Raw genomic sequence first — 18,110 nt, forward strand, 5'->3', positions numbered from 1 at the left:
AATTTCAAATTACATATATATTAACCCGAGCGTGAATTTTTGACAGTTTGTGTGTGTTATTTACTATTACATGTAATGTTCGTTGTGGGGGTTTCTAAATGGCAACTAAGAAAAATCAAGTACTAGTCCCTGATCACGTTTATGTTCCAAAACATGAAATCATTACCAAACAAGAAGCTGAAGAAGTTTTAAAAAAATATAATTGTAAACCAACTGAATTACCATTAATCTTTGTAAATGATCCTGCAATTTTAGGACTAGGTGTAAAACCTGGAGATATGATCAAGATAACTCGAAAAAGTCCAACTGCTGGTGAAAGTCTCTATTATCGATACGTGGTGGAAATCTAGATGGCAGATCCCTCAACCAAACGTTGGCCCGTAATTCAAGATATTTTGAAACGTGAAGGTATTGCACGTCAACATCTAAACTCATTTGATGAATTCTTAGAAAGGGGACTTCAAAGTATCATTAATGAAGTTGGACAAATTGATATTGAAAATGCTGAATATCCTTACAAGATTCAACTAGGCAAAGTAAAATTACAACAACCAAGAATGATGGAGCTTGATGGTTCAATCACTCACATTACTCCAGCTGAGGCAAGACTGAGAAATGTTTCTTATTCTGCACCTGTGATGATGGAGGCAAGTGTTGTAGAAGATGGAAAAATTTTAGAATCTAGATTTGTCCATATTGGAGATGTACCAGTAATGGCAAAATCAAATGCATGTATTTTACATAATTTCTCTTCTCAAAAATTAATTGAACATGGTGAAGATCCAAATGATCCTGGTGGGTATTTTATCATCAATGGTTCAGAACGTGTTATTGTTGGACTAGAAGATCTTTCTTACAATAAAATTATTGTCGATAGAGAAACTGTGGGCGGTAATGTTGTTTTCAAAGCTAAAGTCTATTCTTCCATTGTTGGTTATCGTGCAAAATTAGAACTTGTCATGAAAAATGATGGATTGATAGTTGCTCGAATTCCTGGTTCTCCAGTTGACATTCCTGTTGTTACATTGATGAGAGCTCTTGGATTAGAATCCGATAGAGAGATTGCATCCGTAGTTTCTCTAGTCGATGATATTCAAGATGAACTTGAAGGCTCTTTTGAAAAAGCAGGTGATGTACCTACTTCAAAAGATGCTATTGTCTATATTAGTAAAAGAATTGCCCCTGGAATGTTAGAAGAATTCCAGATAAAACGTGCTGAGACTCTACTTGATTGGGGACTCTTACCACACTTGGGTAAACATCCAGAAAACAGAAAAGAAAAGGCACAATTCTTGGGTGAAGCTGCTTGTAAATTATTAGAGCTAAAACTTGGTTGGATTACTCCTGATGATAAAGATCATTATGGAAACAAAGTCATCAAATTTGCAGGACAAATGTTGGCTGACTTGTTCAGAACAGCATTTAGAAATTTGGTTAGGGATATGAAATACCAACTAGAACGTTCAGGTCAAAAACGTGGAATTAATGCAGTTGCTGCAGCAATTCGTCCTGGAATTATTACTGATAAACTTAACAATGCAATTGCTACAGGAAACTGGGGTAGAGGCAGAGTAGGTGTTACTCAACTACTTGACAGAACAAACTATCTTTCAACGATTAGTCATCTTAGAAGAATCCAATCTCCTCTAAGTAGAACTCAACCAAACTTTGAAGCAAGAGACTTGCATGCAACTCACTTTGGAAGAATTTGTCCAAGTGAAACACCTGAAGGTTCAAACTGTGGTCTGGTCAAAAATTTAGCATTATCTGGAATCATCTCAGTAAATGTGCCATCTGAAGAAATTGTAGAAAAACTCTATGATCTTGGAACTGTTCATTTCTTTGATGCAAAAGAAGATTTGAAGAAAGATGGAACCAGAATATTTGTTGATGGTCGCTTAATTGGCTATTACAAAGACGGTGAAGAATTAGCATTGTCTTTAAGAGAACTTAGAAGAAACTCAAAAATCCATCCACATGTTGGGATTTCATTCCACAAATCTGAAATCGAAGGCTCTACAAGAAGATTATATGTCAATTGTAACGCCGGTCGAGTTTTACGTCCACTAATTATTATAAAAGATAACAAACCATTACTAACTACCGAGTTACTAGATAAAATTTCAAAGAAATTACTTTCTTGGACTGATCTTTTGAGAATGGGTGTCTTGGAAATGATTGATGCAAATGAAGAAGAAAATTGCTATGTTACTTTGGATGAAAAAGATGCAAAGAAACATACTCACTTGGAAGTATTCCCACCAGCAATTCTTGGCGCAGGAGCTTCTATCATTCCATATCCTGAACATAATCAATCTCCAAGAAATACATACGAATCTGCAATGGCAAAACAAAGTTTAGGATTTTCAACACCTATGATGAATACTAGTACATATGTTAGACAACACTTTATGCTATACCCTCAAGTCCCAATTGTCAATACAAAAGCAATGAAGCTTTTAGGATTAGAAGATAGACCAGCAGGTCAGAATTGCGTTGTTGCAGTATTGCCATTTGATGGTTATAACATTGAAGATGCTATTGTATTGAGTAAAGCCTCAGTCGATAGAGGTCTTGGTAGAACTTTCTTCTTTAGAATTTATGATGCTGAAGCAAAACAATATCCTGGTGGAATGCGTGATACCTTCGAAATTCCAAATGCTGAAGATAATATCCGAGGATACAAAGGGGAACGTGCATACAGATTGCTTGAAGATGATGGTGTAGTTGCATCAGAATCTCCAGTTAAAGGTGGCGACATTTTGATTGGAAAAATAAGTCCTCCAAGATTTATGGAAGAGTATAGAGAATTCGAATCTTCTGGTCCATACAGACGAGATACTTCAATTGGTGTAAGGCCATCCGAATCTGGAGTAATTGACACCGTAGTTATGACTCAATCAAACGAAGGTGGAAAAATGTACAAGATTAGAGCAAGAGATATGAGAATTCCTGAAATTGGTGACAAATTTGCATCAAGACATGGACAAAAAGGTGTATTAGGAATTTTAGCTAAAGCAGAAGATTTACCATACACTGCAAATGGAATGTCTCCAGATGTTTTGATTAATCCTCATGCATTCCCTTCAAGAATGACTGTTGGAATGATGATGGAATCTATCTGTGGTAAAGCTGCAGCATTACGTGGAAAAAGATTTGATGGTTCTGCATTTGTTGGTGAGAAAATGCCTGAAGTCAAGGAAGTAATGGATGCACATGGTTTTGAATATTCTGGTAAAGAAATAATGTATGATGGAAGAACTGGTAAATCATTCCCAGTAGAAGTTTTCATTGGAGTTGTATATTATCAAAAACTACATCACATGGTTGCAGACAAAATCCATGCAAGAGCTCGTGGACAAGTTCAGATGTTGACTAAACAACCAACTGAAGGAAGAGCAAGAGGTGGTGGTTTAAGATTTGGTGAAATGGAACGAGATTGTTTGATTGCTTATGGTGCTTCTATGATTCTTAAAGATAGATTGTTAGATGAATCTGATAAATCTGATATTTTTGTCTGTGAGAGATGTGGACTAGTTGCATATCATGATGTTAAACAAAGAAAATACGTTTGCAGAGTCTGTGGCGATAAGGCCAAAGTATCTTCTGTATCTGTAGCTTATGCATTCAAATTACTATTACAGGAAATGCAAAGTCTTAATGTTGCACCAAGATTGTTAATCAAGGAGAAAATCTAGAATGTCTGTTCAAGCAATTAAAGCAATTGATGGAATTCGTTTCTCTGTATGGTCTCCCACTGAAATCAGAAAATACTCCGTAGCTGAAATTACTGCTCCTGAGACATATGATGAAGATGGAATGCCAGTTCAAGGCGGTCTTATGGATGGAAGATTGGGAACACTTGAGCCTGGACAAAAATGTCTAACGTGTGGAAATACTGCTGCAAGATGTCCTGGGCACTTCGGACATATTGAACTTGCAGAGCCAATTTTACACATTGCATTTATTGATAATATTTACAAACTATTACAATCAACATGTCGTTCTTGTGCAAGACTAAAAGTTACTCAAGATGATCTAAATACATTCAAAAAAATCAAAGACAAACATGCTGCCTACACTGTAGTTTCAGAAAAACGTATTCCAGAACAAATTATTGAGAAAGCAAAGAAAGCAAAAGAATGTCCACATTGTGGAAAAACACAATATGAACTAGTCTTTACAAAACCAACTATCTTTGTAGAGAAAACTGAAATCGGTGAACACAGATTATTACCAATTACAATTAGAGAAAGGTTTTCACAAATCGCTGATGAAGATTTAGAACTATTATCTTATGACCCAATCACTGCAAGACCTGAGTGGTTTATTCTTCAAGCATTGCCTGTACCCCCAGTAACTGTTAGACCTTCAATCATTCTTGAAACTGGAATCAGATCTGAAGATGACTTGACACACAAAATGGTAGATATCATCAGAGTTAATCAAAGACTAAAAGAAAGTAAGGAAGCAGGAACACCTCCACTAATTGTACAAGACCTAGTTGATTTGCTACAGTATCACTCTACAACATATTTTGATAATGAAGTATCTGGAATTCCACAAGCTCATCATCGTTCTGGACGTCCTCTCAAAACATTGACTCAAAGACTTAAAGGAAAAGAAGGAAGATTCAGAGGTTCACTTTCTGGAAAGAGAGTCGACTTTTCAAGTAGAACTGTTATTTCACCAGATCCTAACCTGGATTTGTCTGAAGTTGGTGTTCCTGAACAAGTAGCCATGAAGCTAACAATTCCTGAAATTGTTACAGAATGGAATATTGAAAGAATGAGAAAACTTGTAATTAACGGACCTGAAAAATTCCCAGGTGTAAACTATATTGTCAGACCAGACGGTGTAAAGATTAGATTAGATTTTGTAGAAGATCGTTCTACCATCGCAGAAACTCTGGAGATTGGCTATCTTATTGAAAGACATCTTGCAGATGGCGACATTGTAATGTTCAACAGACAACCATCACTCCACCAAATGTCTATTATGGCTCACTATGTTAGAGTACTTCCTGGTAAGACTTTCAGATTACATCCTTCTGTCTGTCCACCATACAACGCAGATTTTGATGGTGATGAAATGAATCTCCATGTTCCTCAAAGTGAGGAAGCAAGAGCAGAAGCAATTCTCTTAATGAGAGTTCAAGATCAATTAATTTCTCCAAGATATGGTGGCCCAATTATCGGTGCACTAAGAGACTTTGTAACTGGTGCATACCTTCTAACTAAAGATGGTACCACTTTGTCTGTTCAAGAATTTTCAAACTATGCAATGCTTGGAGGTTACACCGATGCACTTCCTAAACCTGCAACTAAAACAAAAGATGGACCTGCATATACAGGAAAACAATTATTCTCATTATTCCTTCCAAAAGACTTCAACTATGTTCTTACATCAAAATGGTCCAAGGGAACAAAAGGTCCAGAAAAAGATGTTGTAATTAAAAACGGTGAACTCATCAGTGGCGTAATTGACAAAACTTCAATTGGTGCTGAAGAACCAGAAAGTATCTTACATAGAATTACCAAAGACTATGGCAATGCAGTTGGTAAGAACTTCTTAAATTCTATTCTCATCATGGTAAAACAATTCATCACTCACTATGGTTTTAGTTATGGATATGGTGATCTTGAGGTTCCTGAAAAGAATGTAACAAAAATTCTAGAAGATATTCAAGAAACATATGATATTGTAGCTGATTTGACTGATCAATACAAGAAAGGAACTCTCAAACTTACTAGAGGTATGAAGGCTGAAGAGGCACTAGAGGCCTACATTGTTAATGAACTAGGTAAAGCCAGGGTAAAAGCAGGAGATACTGCTAATGATTCCTTAGATGATGATAACGCTGGAAAAATTATGGCTACCACTGGTGCCAGAGGTTCAGCACTTAACGTAGGTCAGATGGCAGGTGCATTAGGACAACAATCAAGAAGAGGTAATAGAATGAATGATGGTTATAGTAATCGAGCCTTAACACATTATCAAGAACATGACAGTAATCCAGATGCACATGGATTTGTAAAATCCAATTATAGAACAGGTCTTACCGCCTTGGAATTCTTCTTCCATGCAATGGGAGGTCGTGAAGGTCTTGTAGATACTGCAGTTAGAACACAACAGAGTGGTTATATGCAGCGTAGATTGATTAACGCTTTAGAACATATCAGATTAGAATATGATGGAACAGTAAGAGATCCACACGGACATATTGTACAATTCCTATATGGTGAAGATGGTATTGATGTTCAGAAAAGTGATCATGGTGAAGCATTCAACGCAAGTAGATTGGCTGAATCCCAAACTATCGTTGATTCTGGAAAGAAAGCAACTAAAGATGAAATTGATATTCTTACCAAAAAATACACCAAGACATTTAATCCAAGATTAACTGAACTTGTAACTGATGCTTTACACAAATCAAATCTAAGTAAAGAAGGTGTTGAAGCTGTCTGTAAAAAAGGTCTTTCCTTATACAATAAAGCTAAAGTTGAACCTGGTCAAGCAGTAGGAATTATCACTGCACAATCAATTGGTGAGCCAGGTACTCAGATGACTTTGAGAACATTCCACTTTGCAGGAATTAAAGAAAGAAACGTTACACTGGGTCTTCCAAGATTAATTGAACTCGTTGACGCAAGAAAGAAACCTGTGACTCCAACTATGGATATTTACCTTGATAATGAATCAAAGAAATCTAGAGAAAAAGCAATTGAAGTGGCCCGAAATGTATTGCAAACCAAAGTCAGTGCATTGATTGCTAATACCGAAACTGACTATTCTACAAATATTAAATTAATTTTGAGTCCAAATAGACTACAAGAAAGAGGATGCTCTGTTGCAGAAGTAGAAACAGCACTTTCATCAAATAAAAAATTCAAGATGGAAGTTACAGGAGAACTAATCACTTTGAATTTAGTTGATGAAGCTGATACTGCAACTGCTATTGCAATTAGAAATAAAGTTCTCAATACTACAGTTAAAGGAGTTCCTGATATTGAACGAGTCACATTAGTTCAGAAAGATGATGACTGGGTAATTCAGACAACTGGTTCTAACATCGCTAAAGTATTGGAAGTAAAGGGAATTGATAAGAAGAATGTCAGAACAAACAATGTCTTTGAAATTGCAGGAACATTAGGTATTGAAGCTGCTCGAAATTCATTAATCGATGAACTTAATCATACTTTGGGTGATCAAGGATTAGAAGTTGATAATAGATACATCATGTTAGTATCTGATTTGATGTGTTCTAGAGGTTATATGCAACAAATTGGTAGACACGGAATTGCTGGAACTAAAGACAGTGTTCTTGCAAGAGCCGCATTTGAAATCACTGTTCCAACAATTGCACATGCTGCACTTGGTGGTGAAGTTGAACAACTCAAAGGTATCACTGAAAACGTAATTGTTGGTAGCAACATTCCAATTGGCAGTGGTACTGTTGACTTGTACATGCAAGTCAGCAAGAAAAAATAGAAACAAGTGATAGATATGGCTGATGAAATTTCTACATTAATGAATAACAGCAAAGATAAAGTTGTTTTACTTCGATTAAGAAACACCAGAACTATTCAGGGTATACTCAAAGATTTTGACATTCACATGAATTTGACACTAGAGGATACTGAAGATGTGACTGAAGAAAAACATGAAAAACTAGGAAAAATTTTACTCCGTGGGGATAATATTTTGGCCGTATCTTTGCCAGAAGAAGAATCTTAGAAATTACTCAATCAAACATTAAATCCTATAAATAATAATTTTTAACATGCTACATGTTTTTCTATTTTTAATTCTACTTGCATTTGGACAATCTGCTCCTGACTACAATGACCCTTACTCTCCAATTTTTACTGACAAGGCAGTGTACACTTGGACTGATAAAGTGAAAATGACAATTATTGCACCTAGCTGGAATTCTGATAGACATTTGGTTGATTCAATTGGAGATACTAATGATCATCCAATCAAAATTGCCACATCTGAGCATTCACTTGAACCTTATCAATTTACAGAGACTGATGTAAATTCTGGAATTTTTACTGCCGAAGTGATCCTTACAGGTTTTACTCATGATGCTGATGGTGATGGCACTTTTGATACAAACCCTAGAACAATTGGTAATGGGCCTACAAGTGGATTTTTACAAGTAGACAGGGACTCTGCAATCACAATATCTTTTGAATTTGCAGACGGTGTCGTATTGGTTGAATCAGTGCCTGTAAGCTGGAATCTTGGAACAATCGATTTTGTTGAGGATCTGCTCTATCTTGAAAGTTCTGCTGTTATCCGTGTTGTGGATTTTGACATGAATCTAAACCCTGAGGCTCTAGATGATTTACTGATTCATGTTTTTTCAGATTCTGATGTTGCAGGAATCACTGTTAACGCAATTGAAACATCTGAAAGTTCAGGTGCATTTGTTGCAACAGTCTCTTTATCCCAGAACTCTTCTTCGAGTGGAAACAGACTTTATTCTCTTCCTGGTGATACTCTATTTGCAAAATACGACGATCATACTCTTCCAAAACCATATACAAAATCAGATAATTTAGAAATCAAAACTATGATCACAGTTGATTCATCAATTCACCCTATCGATAGGATTGAAAATTTACCCATTACTTTTTCTACTGGTTTGGGAAATCCCTTGGATTCTTTCTCACAGAACACGCAGATGCAAATAGTTGGAACAATTAGAAATGATCAAGAGTTTAAACAAAAATTTGTTTATCTCTTTCAAGTAAAAAATGATCAAAATTACGTTGAATCATTATCATGGGTTCAAGGAGAAATATCTCCTAACCAAATTCTAGATGTTTCACAATCTTGGATTCCTAAGGATTCTGGAAAATACCAGATTGAAACTTTTGTCTGGAACTCTATTGGTAATCCGACAGCTCTTGCGTCGTCAATGTTTACACAAATTGATGTTAAATGAAAAGTATAATTTCTACGTGATTATTAAATACAAAATTACGTTCCTACCTTTGTGTTAGGATATGTTTTAGTATTATCATTAGTGCTAACCGTATTGTCTTCTATTGTTCTCATAGATGTTTTTGCGGATTCATTTAGCGTAAGTTTTGATAAGGAATTCTATGATCTTGGTGATTCCCTAACCATTTCAGGCCAAATCCTTGAACTTGGAATGCCTGTAATTACAATGAGCGTGTATGATCCAGATGGAAAAATTCTGTCTGCAAATAATTTAGAAATTACATCAGAACAAATGTTTTCTAAAACAATACTTCTTGACTCTCCATTTTATAAAAAAACTGGTCAATATAAGGTGAAACTAGACTATGGGCAAGCTTCACAAAACCATTATTTTGATGTTCAAGATGAATCTTCAGAGCCTGAAATTATAATTAAAAAAGACACAAAACCTGACATTATCCTACTTTACACCGAACAAAAACAATACACTGACAATGACGTGATAAAAATTACCGGCCAAGTTTCAGCAATGGATTCGCCAACTATCTTAATAGGAATCTATGATCCGTTTGGAATGCCTGCTGGATTTTATTTTGGTACGATTGATTCTAACTTAGAATTTACTACAAGCTTTCTTGTAAAAGACGGTGTAAATTTTAGAGTGGATGGAACATATTCTGTAAAAGCACATTATGCTGAATCAGAAGCAGTATATTCTTTTGATTATTACAAAATACCACAAGCAATTGAAGATTCTTTAGATGATAAACCAAGTGATTCTAAACTAGATGACAAAATACAAACAACTGACAAAATACAAACAACTGACAAAACACAAACAACTGACAAAACACAAACAACTGACAAAACACAAACAACTGACAAAACACAAACAACTGACAAAATACAAACAACTGACAAAATACAAACAACTGACAAAATACAAACAACTGACAAAACACAAACAACCAATGAATCGCAAAATAATTCCAAATCCATTGATGATTCTACGATAATTAAAACACCACAAAAAACTACAAATGATAACACTCAGATTAAAACTATACAAAAAGAAATTCCTATTAAAAAAATAAATGATTCAGAAAATAAAGTAACCACAACTATCCAGGAAAAACTTCCAACACAAAATAAAATAAAAAAAGAAAATAATTTGTCTGTAGAAGATATCGAGTTGGGAAAATTACTAAATCAAATCCAATTAGAATGTGATTCTAGCACATATGCTGATACCATTTCATACTATGATGGAATGGGCCCTGCATTGTATCGATTGTGCAAGTTTGATAGTTCGTTGAATTTTTTTAATGAATCATTGATCAATGATCCCGATAATGTTGAAATTCTTGTTAACAAAGGCTCAGCATTAGGGAAATTAGGCTATTTCTCTGAGGCTATAATATTCTATGATCATGCCCTCCGAATTGATCCAAATTTCCTTCCTGCCAAAAATAATAAAGCAAATGCTCTTGCTAACTTGGGGCAATTAGATGATGCCGTTTTATTATACAATCAAGTTTTGAACAAAAATCCAAATTATCTCACAGCTGCAAAAAATCTTCACATTGCAATGTCTACCCTTCCTGATTTGACAAATAATTCATTTGGTTCAGAGGTAGAGAAAATCGATTATTCTGAATCTTTTTCTGAAAATAGTAATTCTGTTGGTTCTGAAAAACAAAAACTAAATGATTTTTTTGATGAGGTAAGTACTGCATTTTCAACTTTAGGTTCATTATTTGGTTTTCTAAACTAATTTCCTAATATTACACGCTTGATTTTTCAATAAACCTATAAAGCCCTGACATGACGATCGTCTTAAGGAAAACAAATGAGTAAGATACTTGAGAAGTCATTGAGAGATGCCCGTAAAGAAGATAAACTAACCATGGGTACCAAACAAGTTTTAAACTCAATAAAAAGTTCCAAGCTAATTGTATTGTCTCAATCAATGAAAAAAGAAATGTTTGAGCAAATTGAATCAGATGCAAAAAAAGAAAAAATACCTCTAGTAAACTTTCAAGGAACATCAGTCGCATTAGGAAAATTATGTGGCTTACAATTTAGAATTTCAACAATTTCATTTACATCCATAGATGATGCTAGCATCAAATCAATTTTAAAAGATACACAAGCTGAGGAAAAAAATGATTAATTGTAATTCCTTGAATGTAAGTTTAAATGAGACATTTTTTGTTCGGAGATAAATAGGAATTATAATGACACAATCAATTAAACTCACAACTGATCAAATGCGAATGATGTCACTTTTCCAAAATGTAACTGGTGCAACAGCACGTGATTGTGTTGAAGATGAAAAACAAGATAGAGTAATTTTTGTAGTTAATGCTGGTAAAATGGGTCTTGCAATTGGCAAGGGTGGTATCCATATCAAATCATTACAGAATATTGTTAAAAGAAATGTCGAATTGGTAGAATTTGATGATGATCCAGCAAAATTTCTGTCTAATTTGCTTAATTCAAAACTAATTTCTGAAGTAAAAATAAATAAACGTCCCGATGGAACAAAGCAGGCAATAGTTATGGTAGATGCAAGAAAGAAAGGAATTGTAGTTGGAAGAGAGGGAAGAAACGCAGAGAAAGCAAGACTTCTTGCAAAACGATATTTTGATATTAGCAGTGTATTGATTAACAGTCCTGAACGGGCAACTCTGGAGATGTAATATATGAGAAAATCACCCCTTGGATTATTTGCTGGAAGAGTTCTTACAACTAAAAAGAAAAAACAAAGATGGGCAATCTCTACATTCAAGAGAAGAAAACTCGGTATTGATAAAAAGGCTGATCCACTGGGAGGAGCACCTCAAGCACGTGGTATTGTTTTAGAAAAAGTAGGTATTGCTGCAAAACAGCCAAACTCTGCTATTAGAAAATGTGTTCGTGTACAATTAATCAAAAACGGAAAAACTGTTACGGCATTTTTGCCACGAGACGGAGCCATGAACTTTATTGATGAACACGATGAAGTACACATTCAAGGTATGGGTGCAACACAAGGTGGTGCAATGGGAGATATTCCTGGTGTTAGATTTAAAGTTTTCAAAGTTAATGGTACTGCATTGCACGAACTGGTTATTGGAAAGAAGGAGAAACCAAGGAGATAGAGAAATGGCACAAACTAAAAACTTGTTATTGTTTAGAAAATGGGATTTGTCTGATATCGAAATAAAGGATCCTGGATTAAAAACTGCAATCTCTTTGAGAAAGCAAATTCTTCCTTACACTTATGGTCGTTCTGCATTAAAGAGATTCAACAAAGCAGATGTTAACATTGTTGAAAGATTAATCAATAAAACAATGCACTTTGGAAAGAAGTATGCAAAGAACACAGGTAGAATGACTGGAAAGAAAACTAAACTTCTCAATACTGTAAAAACAGCTTTTGATATCATTGCACTAAAAACTGGCCAAAATCCTGTCGAAGTTCTAGTTCGAGCAATTGAATTTTCTGCTCCAAATGAAGACACTACAAGAATCGTATATGGTGGTACTGTTTATCATGTATCAGTAGACGTTGCTCCAATCAGAAGGGTAGATTTGGCTCTAAAGTTTATCGCAGATGCTATCAAAGAATCAACATTCTCTAATCCAAAACCTATTGAAGAGCACATGGCAGAACAACTCATGCTTGCAGCAGCAAATGATCCTTCAGCACCTTCTGTAAAGAAGAAACACGAGTTAGAAAGAATAGCACAAGCATCAAGATAGTCTTTTTAGAAATTTTTCCAGTAGCCCGAGGCAGATTCGAACTGCCGTCTCCGCCTATCCATTCTTGAGATCCAGAGGGCAGAATCCTTGACCACTAGACTATCGGGCTACTAAAATAAACCCGAATGATTTAGCATATAATCATTTGTTGTAATTACTTTAGTCTGACTTCATGAATTACTGCTGCATAATCACAATCTGCTTTTAATCGCATGTAAGGAATTAATTTGTAATGAATTGAATAGATGTTGCCTTCTTTTAACAAAATTCCTTTTTGTAATAATGATGCTAATCCCCTTGATGGAATCGTAATTGAAATGTTTCTTTCTTTGCATATTTTTTCTCTTTTTTCTTGAAATTGTTTTAGAGAAAATGAAACATCATTGGTTTCCAAAATTAATGGCCAAACAATTTCTGCCCAAACAAATCTTCTGTTCTCTGTTGCAGAAGCATATTTCCCTTTTTCACTCAACATTAATAACATCTGCAACATATGTTATAATTTATCAGTTGTCTCAAAAAGAAATTGAAGAATCACTAGATTTACTGCAAAAAGATTGGGATGTTGACCCGATCCTGCGCAATTTTATGTTGGGAAAAATTATTGATGTTTCTGATTATCCAATCAAAGTCAAAGATGTCATCTTTCATGTTCCGTATCTTAATTCAGAAAAAAAATACATCTTGTGGAAGTGCTATTGGCCTGACTGTCACAACTGTTGTGATAGACAAGGCAGATTGCCTTTATCCTCTGATGATTTAATCACAATTGGCAAAGGGCTCAAATACAAAAAAACTTCAGATTTTATAAAAAATGAAACTCTAACTGTAACATATCAGGAACCTGGTCCATCAGGACAATTGACAACAATGACTACAATCAATCTCAAAAGAAAAACAGATGAGACGGAAGCTGATGATGGCACTCACATCTCTTGCAGATTTCTAGATGGTGAAGGGGGCTGCTCCATGCATCCAGACAGACCTGGAGTGTGCTACCTGTATCCTTTCTCTAGCTGGCTTGAGAACGAACAGGGTAAAGCCCGAGTCCATGCAACGTATCAGTTTACAGGTGACTGTCCTGGGTTTTACTTGGCTGATTCTCTTGATCCAATGAAAGACGAATTCAAGGACTATTCAAAAACTATATACGATTACAACATGGCATCAAACAGAACAAATCGTGAAGGATTTGGATCTGTTAGTTTTTCTTAGGCCTTGGCAACTTTGAGTAAATCTGAAATTTTAATATCCATTCCAAATCTTGCCTCGTTCTTTTTCATATAGAAAAAGATTGTCAAAAAGTCTGGCAATGCCTTGATGAAGCTAAAGTCCTTGTGAATTTTTGCTCGAACAAAATTAAACACTTTGGCATAGACCTTGTAGTGCTTCTCAACTGCCTTCTCATATGCTGTAAAGTCATACATGTTCTCTACAAAAATATCCACACACTGCATTGATGGAATGATTCCTTCCCCCAACAATGCATAGACAGTACCTATTGATTCCCCGACTCCTACAACTTTACCTGAATAGTATGGCTTGCATCTATCTGGAGTTGCAAGTCTGATTGGCCTGCCCTTTGTTTTGAGAACCTTGCCTCCGTGCTTTTTTAGGAAATCATCAGTTGCCTTGATGTGTTGTTTATTGTAATCCCCTGCTCCAATGTGGGCCCATTTCTCGCCCAGTGGGAAATACCAGAAATATCCTGACATTCCAGGAAATGGCTCAATGTAAAAGTCATCATATGGCACGCCGTTTTCATATTCTACTTTGTATTCATATGTTGGTAAGAAAAAATCCTCTTTCATTTTTGGCAAATATGCTCTGCTAAAACCTGTACAGTCTACTATCATGTCGTATTCTTTTTCTAATTCCTCAAGCTTTGGTGCTTCTCCGTAGATAATTTTTGAATCTTTTATGAAATCCTTGATTAGTGCTAGTTTGTCATATGTGCACATTCCGTGCAGTCCGATATCGAATTTAATGTCATTGTTCATCTTGACATGCATGTTTTTTCCATCATGAATTAGAAAGTCATTAAAATCTCGGTCTACTTTTTTGCAAAATTCTGTCAGTACTGGTTTGATTGTACCCCATGCACAAATTGAATCATGGTTTTCTTCTCTGTTTCTCTCATATCCTGTAACGTCATGTTCTAAATTTTTTAGTCTGGCCATAAGATAAGAGCCTGCTACTCCCATGCCCATCACTGCAATCTTCAAGATGTTTGCCGTCGGCTTGGGCCTAATAAATATACTATCTGTTTTTGTTCAGGTAAATTCTCAATAGTAGGAAAGGATAGTGTCGGTTAAATATCAAATTCACATTACTCATTATAAGAAAAGGTGAATCTGTCGTCTGATAACAATCGTTTCAGGCCTTAAGACAAATTACTGTCATCAGAAAACCACTGGTTTCTGATCTTAAGCAAAGAGCTGTCATCTGCACTCTTTTTGGTGCTGATCTTAAGCTCAATTACCTTTTCGTTTCATTTATTTTACATAATTTTTGTTATTCTTTTATGGATGTCTTTGAAGCAATAGAGACTCGTCGTGCAATCAAAAAATTTGACAGCACATACAAGATGAGCAACAATGATGTTCAGAAATTAATGGAGCATGTAATTTTGGCTCCGACTAGCTACAACCAACAGAACTGGAGATTTGTATATGTAACTGACCGGGATGTAAAAGAAAAGATTTCAGTGGCAGCCAGAGGTCAAGCCCAACCAAAAGATGGCTCTTTGGTGGTAATACTGTGTGGTGACATGAATGCATGGAAAACTGAACCTATACGATACTGGAAGAATCATCCTGCAGAAAAACAAGAGACAGTAAAAGCAGCACTAGAAAGAAAATATGATGGCAATCCTCAAAATCAACGAGATGAGGCAGTCCGTTCTTGTGGAATGGCAGCTCAAACAATAATGCTTGCAGCAAGACAAATGGGATTGGATTCTTGTCCTATGGTAGGATTTGAGTACGATGAACTATCAGAGTTGATAAAATTACCTGAGGATCATCTGATAGTCATGATGGTGGTAGTTGGCAAAAGGGCAGAAGATGCTGCAGTTCGTGGAGGCCAGTTACCTTTAGATCAGGTGGCCTTTGAGAATAGTTTCTAGATTTTTGAATATATTTTATTATGATAACGTAACACATGCTTCATGGGTGCAGGAGAGGCAATCAAGAAATTAGAGACACCAAACTAAGGGTTGCAAGTAATTTTAGATAATCTTGATGAGCAACTATGGGCAATCCGTTCAGATCCTAAACTATCAGGGATGGTTAATAACTTGGAGACATTATTTTATGCATATCTTAAAACCTAGATGAAGAGCAACAATGAAATCATTGAATTATCAAAGAAATAAAATTATTCTATAGGAAACCTTAACTCTTATCTTGATTATATACAATAGATTGACTTGTTTCAGGTGTGATGGCAAAGGTAGATTACGAAATCAGTTTGGTCTTTATGAGAAATGTGAGTCGTGTCAAAAGACCGATATGACTTTTGAAAAGATAGATGATTAGGATTCTGATGATTAAGTAATGGTGTTTGGTTTTAAATTTGGATTTTTAAAGTTTAAAACCGTATCTGAGAAATTTAGAAAATCATTGTACATTGGAGATAACAAACGATGTACAAAATGTAATCGCCTTTTATCAAAGTATACAAAGAGCGAACTGTGTTATTCCTGTCAGAGCGAATCTTAGATAACTAAAAGAAAAAAACGAGGATTCTCTAATCCTCATAGTCTGATTCCGAATCATCGTCTTCGAAATCATCGTATTCTTCTTGTGCTTCACGATTATAACTCATGGCAAATGTGGGTTGGAATTCTTGGATTTAAACAATATGAATGATTTATTCTATCTTTGATAAAATCAATATATAGAGAAAAAAACGAGCTTCAAAAGATTATTTCTTTTTAGAAGCTGTCTTTGTTGTTTTTTTAGCTGCTGCTTTTTTAGCTGCTGGTTTTTTAGCTGCTGGTTTTTTAGCTGCTGCTTTTTTAGCTGTTGCCATAACTCAAATGGTAATTTTACATGGATTTTTATTCGTGAAATTAAAAAAAATACACTAATGAGGTATTATTTTAAACACTTTTTTTCCGAGTTTTAGATCCCAATATCTTTAAGTTGATAATTCTTTGAAACAAATTATGGACGGTGCAGATCTTGCAAGACGTGATCATCAGAGAAATAAATCTGAAATTGTCAATCTAGTAAAAGACATGTTCAAGCAAAACAAATGGGGATATGAAGAATACAAGAATCAACTATATGATCTAGTTCTAAAAGACGAGGCTCTGGTAAAGGATGTGATATCAAAAATAAGGCAGGAGAAAGGACTGGAATGAAGCCTGAATCAGTAAAAATTTTGATTGGTGAGATAGATTACAAGCTTGGACGCATTGAATTCTTTAAGGGCAGATTGGAAGAATGGGAGAATAAAGAGGACAAAGAGTATGACCAGTCCCTCAGACGACTAAATAAGCTAATTGACGAGGCAGTTAATCTCATTCGGATCATGAAAATTGAAGGATTGGAAGAACTTGCATCATATGAGGATGTGCTCCAAAAACTCTTTAAATAATACACAACTCTTAACTTTTAGTAATTTCCGAATTAACTCATTGGAATATGAAATTGTGAAAAACCCGATGGGGTTAATCGAGTTTACATTAAACAAGGGTGAGAAAATTACTGCAGAGGCCGCTGCCATGGTTTACATGAAAGGAAACATCGTTACAGAGACTAGGATGAGAAAGGGCGGATTCTTCAAGTCGCTCAAAGCTGCCGCTCTTGGAGGCGAATCGTTTTTTGTCAACGAGTTTATCGCAGAAGAGGATAACTGCAAGCTAGGCATTTCTGGCAACATGCTAGGGGACATTGAGGTAATTGATGTAAATGAAGAGTTTATCGTCCAGTCCGGCTCTTTTGTCGGTTCCACAACTGATGTAACACTTGACACACAATGGCAGGGATTTACCAAAGGCATCTTTGGAAGCAATCTGTTTATGCTAAAAACAGTTGGTAATGGAAAAATGTTTGTCAATGGATGGGGTGGCATACTAAAACAGGAACTGGCATCTGGTGAGAAGATGATACTTGATAACTATCAGCTAGTGGCACTAAGTTCTACTGCTGGATATCGTGTAACTAAACATGGAAGCATGAAGACTACGTTATTTGGTGGGGATGCTTTGGTAATTGAGGTCGTAGGACCAGGAACTGTCTATTTACAGACTAAAAATATAATGGAGTTTGTTCGAGCAATAATTCCGTTTTTACCCAAAAGAAACTAGCATAAAAAATTTCATTGTATGAATTACATCTGCAGAGTTTGTTTGCGTTGCGCCTGATAAGAATGCAAATAAAGATGGGGGTTTGGTGTAA

At 35.5% G+C, this 18,110-nt stretch carries 17 protein-coding genes and 1 tRNA gene; 15 read left to right on the forward strand and 3 right to left on the reverse strand.

All coding sequences use genetic code 11. The features are described from left to right. The first annotated feature begins 98 nt into the window (after window positions 1–98). The 10 genes from OEW78_RS01195 to OEW78_RS01240 all read left to right on the forward strand — a co-directional run bounded on the left by OEW78_RS01195 (window position 99) and on the right by OEW78_RS01240 (window position 12,702). The gene (locus tag OEW78_RS01195; RefSeq protein WP_179361222.1) at window positions 99–350 is read left to right on the forward strand and encodes a DNA-directed RNA polymerase subunit H; all 252 of its coding nucleotides are present in this window, start codon (window positions 99–101) and stop codon (window positions 348–350) included. After that, window positions 351–3,698, forward strand: coding sequence for a DNA-directed RNA polymerase subunit B (locus tag OEW78_RS01200; protein ID WP_300322958.1), 3,348 nt, complete (start codon window positions 351–353; stop codon window positions 3,696–3,698). Between the two features lies 1 nt (window position 3,699). Further along, entirely contained in the window at window positions 3,700–7,491 is a 3,792-nt protein-coding gene (locus OEW78_RS01205) for a DNA-directed RNA polymerase subunit A' (protein ID WP_300322960.1), read from the forward strand. A 15-nt stretch (window positions 7,492–7,506) separates the two neighbouring features. Next, the gene (locus OEW78_RS01210) at window positions 7,507–7,737 is read left to right on the forward strand and encodes an LSM domain-containing protein (RefSeq protein WP_300322962.1); all 231 of its coding nucleotides are present in this window, start codon (window positions 7,507–7,509) and stop codon (window positions 7,735–7,737) included. Window positions 7,738–7,783: 46 nt separating this feature from the next. Further along, on the forward strand, window positions 7,784–8,956 hold the full coding sequence (locus OEW78_RS01215) for a hypothetical protein (RefSeq protein WP_300322964.1): 1,173 nt from the start codon (window positions 7,784–7,786) through the stop codon (window positions 8,954–8,956). A gap of 93 nt (window positions 8,957–9,049) precedes the next feature. Further along, entirely contained in the window at window positions 9,050–10,729 is a 1,680-nt protein-coding gene (locus tag OEW78_RS01220) for a tetratricopeptide repeat protein (RefSeq protein ID WP_300322966.1), read from the forward strand. A 75-nt stretch (window positions 10,730–10,804) separates the two neighbouring features. Further along, the gene (locus OEW78_RS01225; RefSeq protein ID WP_300322968.1) at window positions 10,805–11,128 is read left to right on the forward strand and encodes a ribosomal L7Ae/L30e/S12e/Gadd45 family protein; all 324 of its coding nucleotides are present in this window, start codon (window positions 10,805–10,807) and stop codon (window positions 11,126–11,128) included. 64 nt (window positions 11,129–11,192) lie between these two features. Next, a complete protein-coding gene (locus OEW78_RS01230; RefSeq protein WP_300322970.1) occupies window positions 11,193–11,657 on the forward strand; it encodes a NusA-like transcription termination signal-binding factor in 465 nt (154 codons plus the stop codon). A gap of 3 nt (window positions 11,658–11,660) precedes the next feature. Next, window positions 11,661–12,098 carry a 30S ribosomal protein S12 gene (locus tag OEW78_RS01235; protein ID WP_297440785.1) on the forward strand — a complete coding sequence of 146 codons (438 nt, stop codon included), beginning with the start codon at window positions 11,661–11,663 and terminating at the stop codon, window positions 12,096–12,098. Window positions 12,099–12,102: 4 nt separating this feature from the next. Then, a complete protein-coding gene (locus tag OEW78_RS01240) occupies window positions 12,103–12,702 on the forward strand; it encodes a 30S ribosomal protein S7 (protein WP_300322972.1) in 600 nt (199 codons plus the stop codon). A gap of 21 nt (window positions 12,703–12,723) precedes the next feature. Here the strand turns inward: OEW78_RS01240 and OEW78_RS01245 are convergent. Both OEW78_RS01245 and OEW78_RS01250 read right to left on the reverse strand, forming a co-directional pair. Then, window positions 12,724–12,811: transfer RNA gene (locus tag OEW78_RS01245), tRNA-Gln, on the reverse strand. 45 nt (window positions 12,812–12,856) lie between these two features. Then, a complete protein-coding gene (locus OEW78_RS01250) occupies window positions 12,857–13,177 on the reverse strand; it encodes a hypothetical protein (protein ID WP_300322974.1) in 321 nt (106 codons plus the stop codon). A gap of 35 nt (window positions 13,178–13,212) precedes the next feature. On the opposite strand from OEW78_RS01250, the gene OEW78_RS01255 reads away from it, so the two are divergent. Beyond that, window positions 13,213–13,917 (forward strand): YkgJ family cysteine cluster protein, encoded by a 705-nt coding sequence (locus OEW78_RS01255; protein WP_300322976.1) that lies wholly within the window; start codon window positions 13,213–13,215, stop codon window positions 13,915–13,917. Here the strand turns inward: OEW78_RS01255 and OEW78_RS01260 are convergent. After that, a complete protein-coding gene (locus tag OEW78_RS01260) occupies window positions 13,914–14,927 on the reverse strand; it encodes an NAD(P)/FAD-dependent oxidoreductase (RefSeq protein WP_300322978.1) in 1,014 nt (337 codons plus the stop codon). The two genes, OEW78_RS01255 and OEW78_RS01260, sit on opposite strands and share 4 nt — an antisense overlap. Before the next feature lie 299 nt (window positions 14,928–15,226). Between OEW78_RS01260 and OEW78_RS01265 the strand changes: the two genes are divergently transcribed. From OEW78_RS01265 to OEW78_RS01280, 4 genes are all read left to right on the forward strand, one after another. After that, window positions 15,227–15,829, forward strand: coding sequence for a nitroreductase family protein (locus tag OEW78_RS01265; RefSeq protein ID WP_300322980.1), 603 nt, complete (start codon window positions 15,227–15,229; stop codon window positions 15,827–15,829). 1,044 nt (window positions 15,830–16,873) lie between these two features. After that, entirely contained in the window at window positions 16,874–17,071 is a 198-nt protein-coding gene (locus OEW78_RS01270; RefSeq protein ID WP_300322982.1) for a hypothetical protein, read from the forward strand. Beyond that, complete coding sequence (locus OEW78_RS01275; protein ID WP_300322984.1) at window positions 17,068–17,307, forward strand: hypothetical protein; 240 nt, start codon at window positions 17,068–17,070, stop codon at window positions 17,305–17,307. Before OEW78_RS01270 ends, OEW78_RS01275 begins: the two co-directional genes overlap by 4 nt. 40 nt (window positions 17,308–17,347) lie before the next feature. Next, window positions 17,348–18,019: a TIGR00266 family protein gene (locus tag OEW78_RS01280; protein ID WP_300322986.1), complete on the forward strand. Its 672-nt coding sequence runs from the start codon at window positions 17,348–17,350 to the stop codon at window positions 18,017–18,019. The last annotated feature ends 91 nt before the right edge of the window (window positions 18,020–18,110 follow it).

The sequence above is a fragment of the Candidatus Nitrosopumilus sp. genome (assembly GCF_029882185.1).
In the GTDB taxonomy this organism is placed as follows: domain Archaea; phylum Thermoproteota; class Nitrososphaeria; order Nitrososphaerales; family Nitrosopumilaceae; genus Nitrosopumilus.

Bases quoted from the DNA above. Each gene is read 5' to 3' on its own strand.
- OEW78_RS01195 (WP_179361222.1), top strand. From the start codon at position 99: ATGGCAACTAAGAAAAATCAAGTACTAGTCCCTGATCACGTTTATGTT.
- OEW78_RS01200 (WP_300322958.1), top strand. From the start codon at position 351: ATGGCAGATCCCTCAACCAAACGTTGGCCCGTAATTCAAGATATTTTG.
- OEW78_RS01205 (WP_300322960.1), top strand. From the start codon at position 3,700: ATGTCTGTTCAAGCAATTAAAGCAATTGATGGAATTCGTTTCTCTGTA.
- OEW78_RS01210 (WP_300322962.1), top strand. From the start codon at position 7,507: ATGGCTGATGAAATTTCTACATTAATGAATAACAGCAAAGATAAAGTT.
- OEW78_RS01215 (WP_300322964.1), top strand. From the start codon at position 7,784: ATGCTACATGTTTTTCTATTTTTAATTCTACTTGCATTTGGACAATCT.
- OEW78_RS01225 (WP_300322968.1), top strand. From the start codon at position 10,805: ATGAGTAAGATACTTGAGAAGTCATTGAGAGATGCCCGTAAAGAAGAT.
- OEW78_RS01230 (WP_300322970.1), top strand. From the start codon at position 11,193: ATGACACAATCAATTAAACTCACAACTGATCAAATGCGAATGATGTCA.
- OEW78_RS01235 (WP_297440785.1), top strand. From the start codon at position 11,661: ATGAGAAAATCACCCCTTGGATTATTTGCTGGAAGAGTTCTTACAACT.
- OEW78_RS01240 (WP_300322972.1), top strand. From the start codon at position 12,103: ATGGCACAAACTAAAAACTTGTTATTGTTTAGAAAATGGGATTTGTCT.
- OEW78_RS01250 (WP_300322974.1), bottom strand. From the start codon at position 13,177: ATGTTGAGTGAAAAAGGGAAATATGCTTCTGCAACAGAGAACAGAAGA.
- OEW78_RS01265 (WP_300322980.1), top strand. From the start codon at position 15,227: ATGGATGTCTTTGAAGCAATAGAGACTCGTCGTGCAATCAAAAAATTT.
- OEW78_RS01270 (WP_300322982.1), top strand. From the start codon at position 16,874: ATGGACGGTGCAGATCTTGCAAGACGTGATCATCAGAGAAATAAATCT.
- OEW78_RS01275 (WP_300322984.1), top strand. From the start codon at position 17,068: ATGAAGCCTGAATCAGTAAAAATTTTGATTGGTGAGATAGATTACAAG.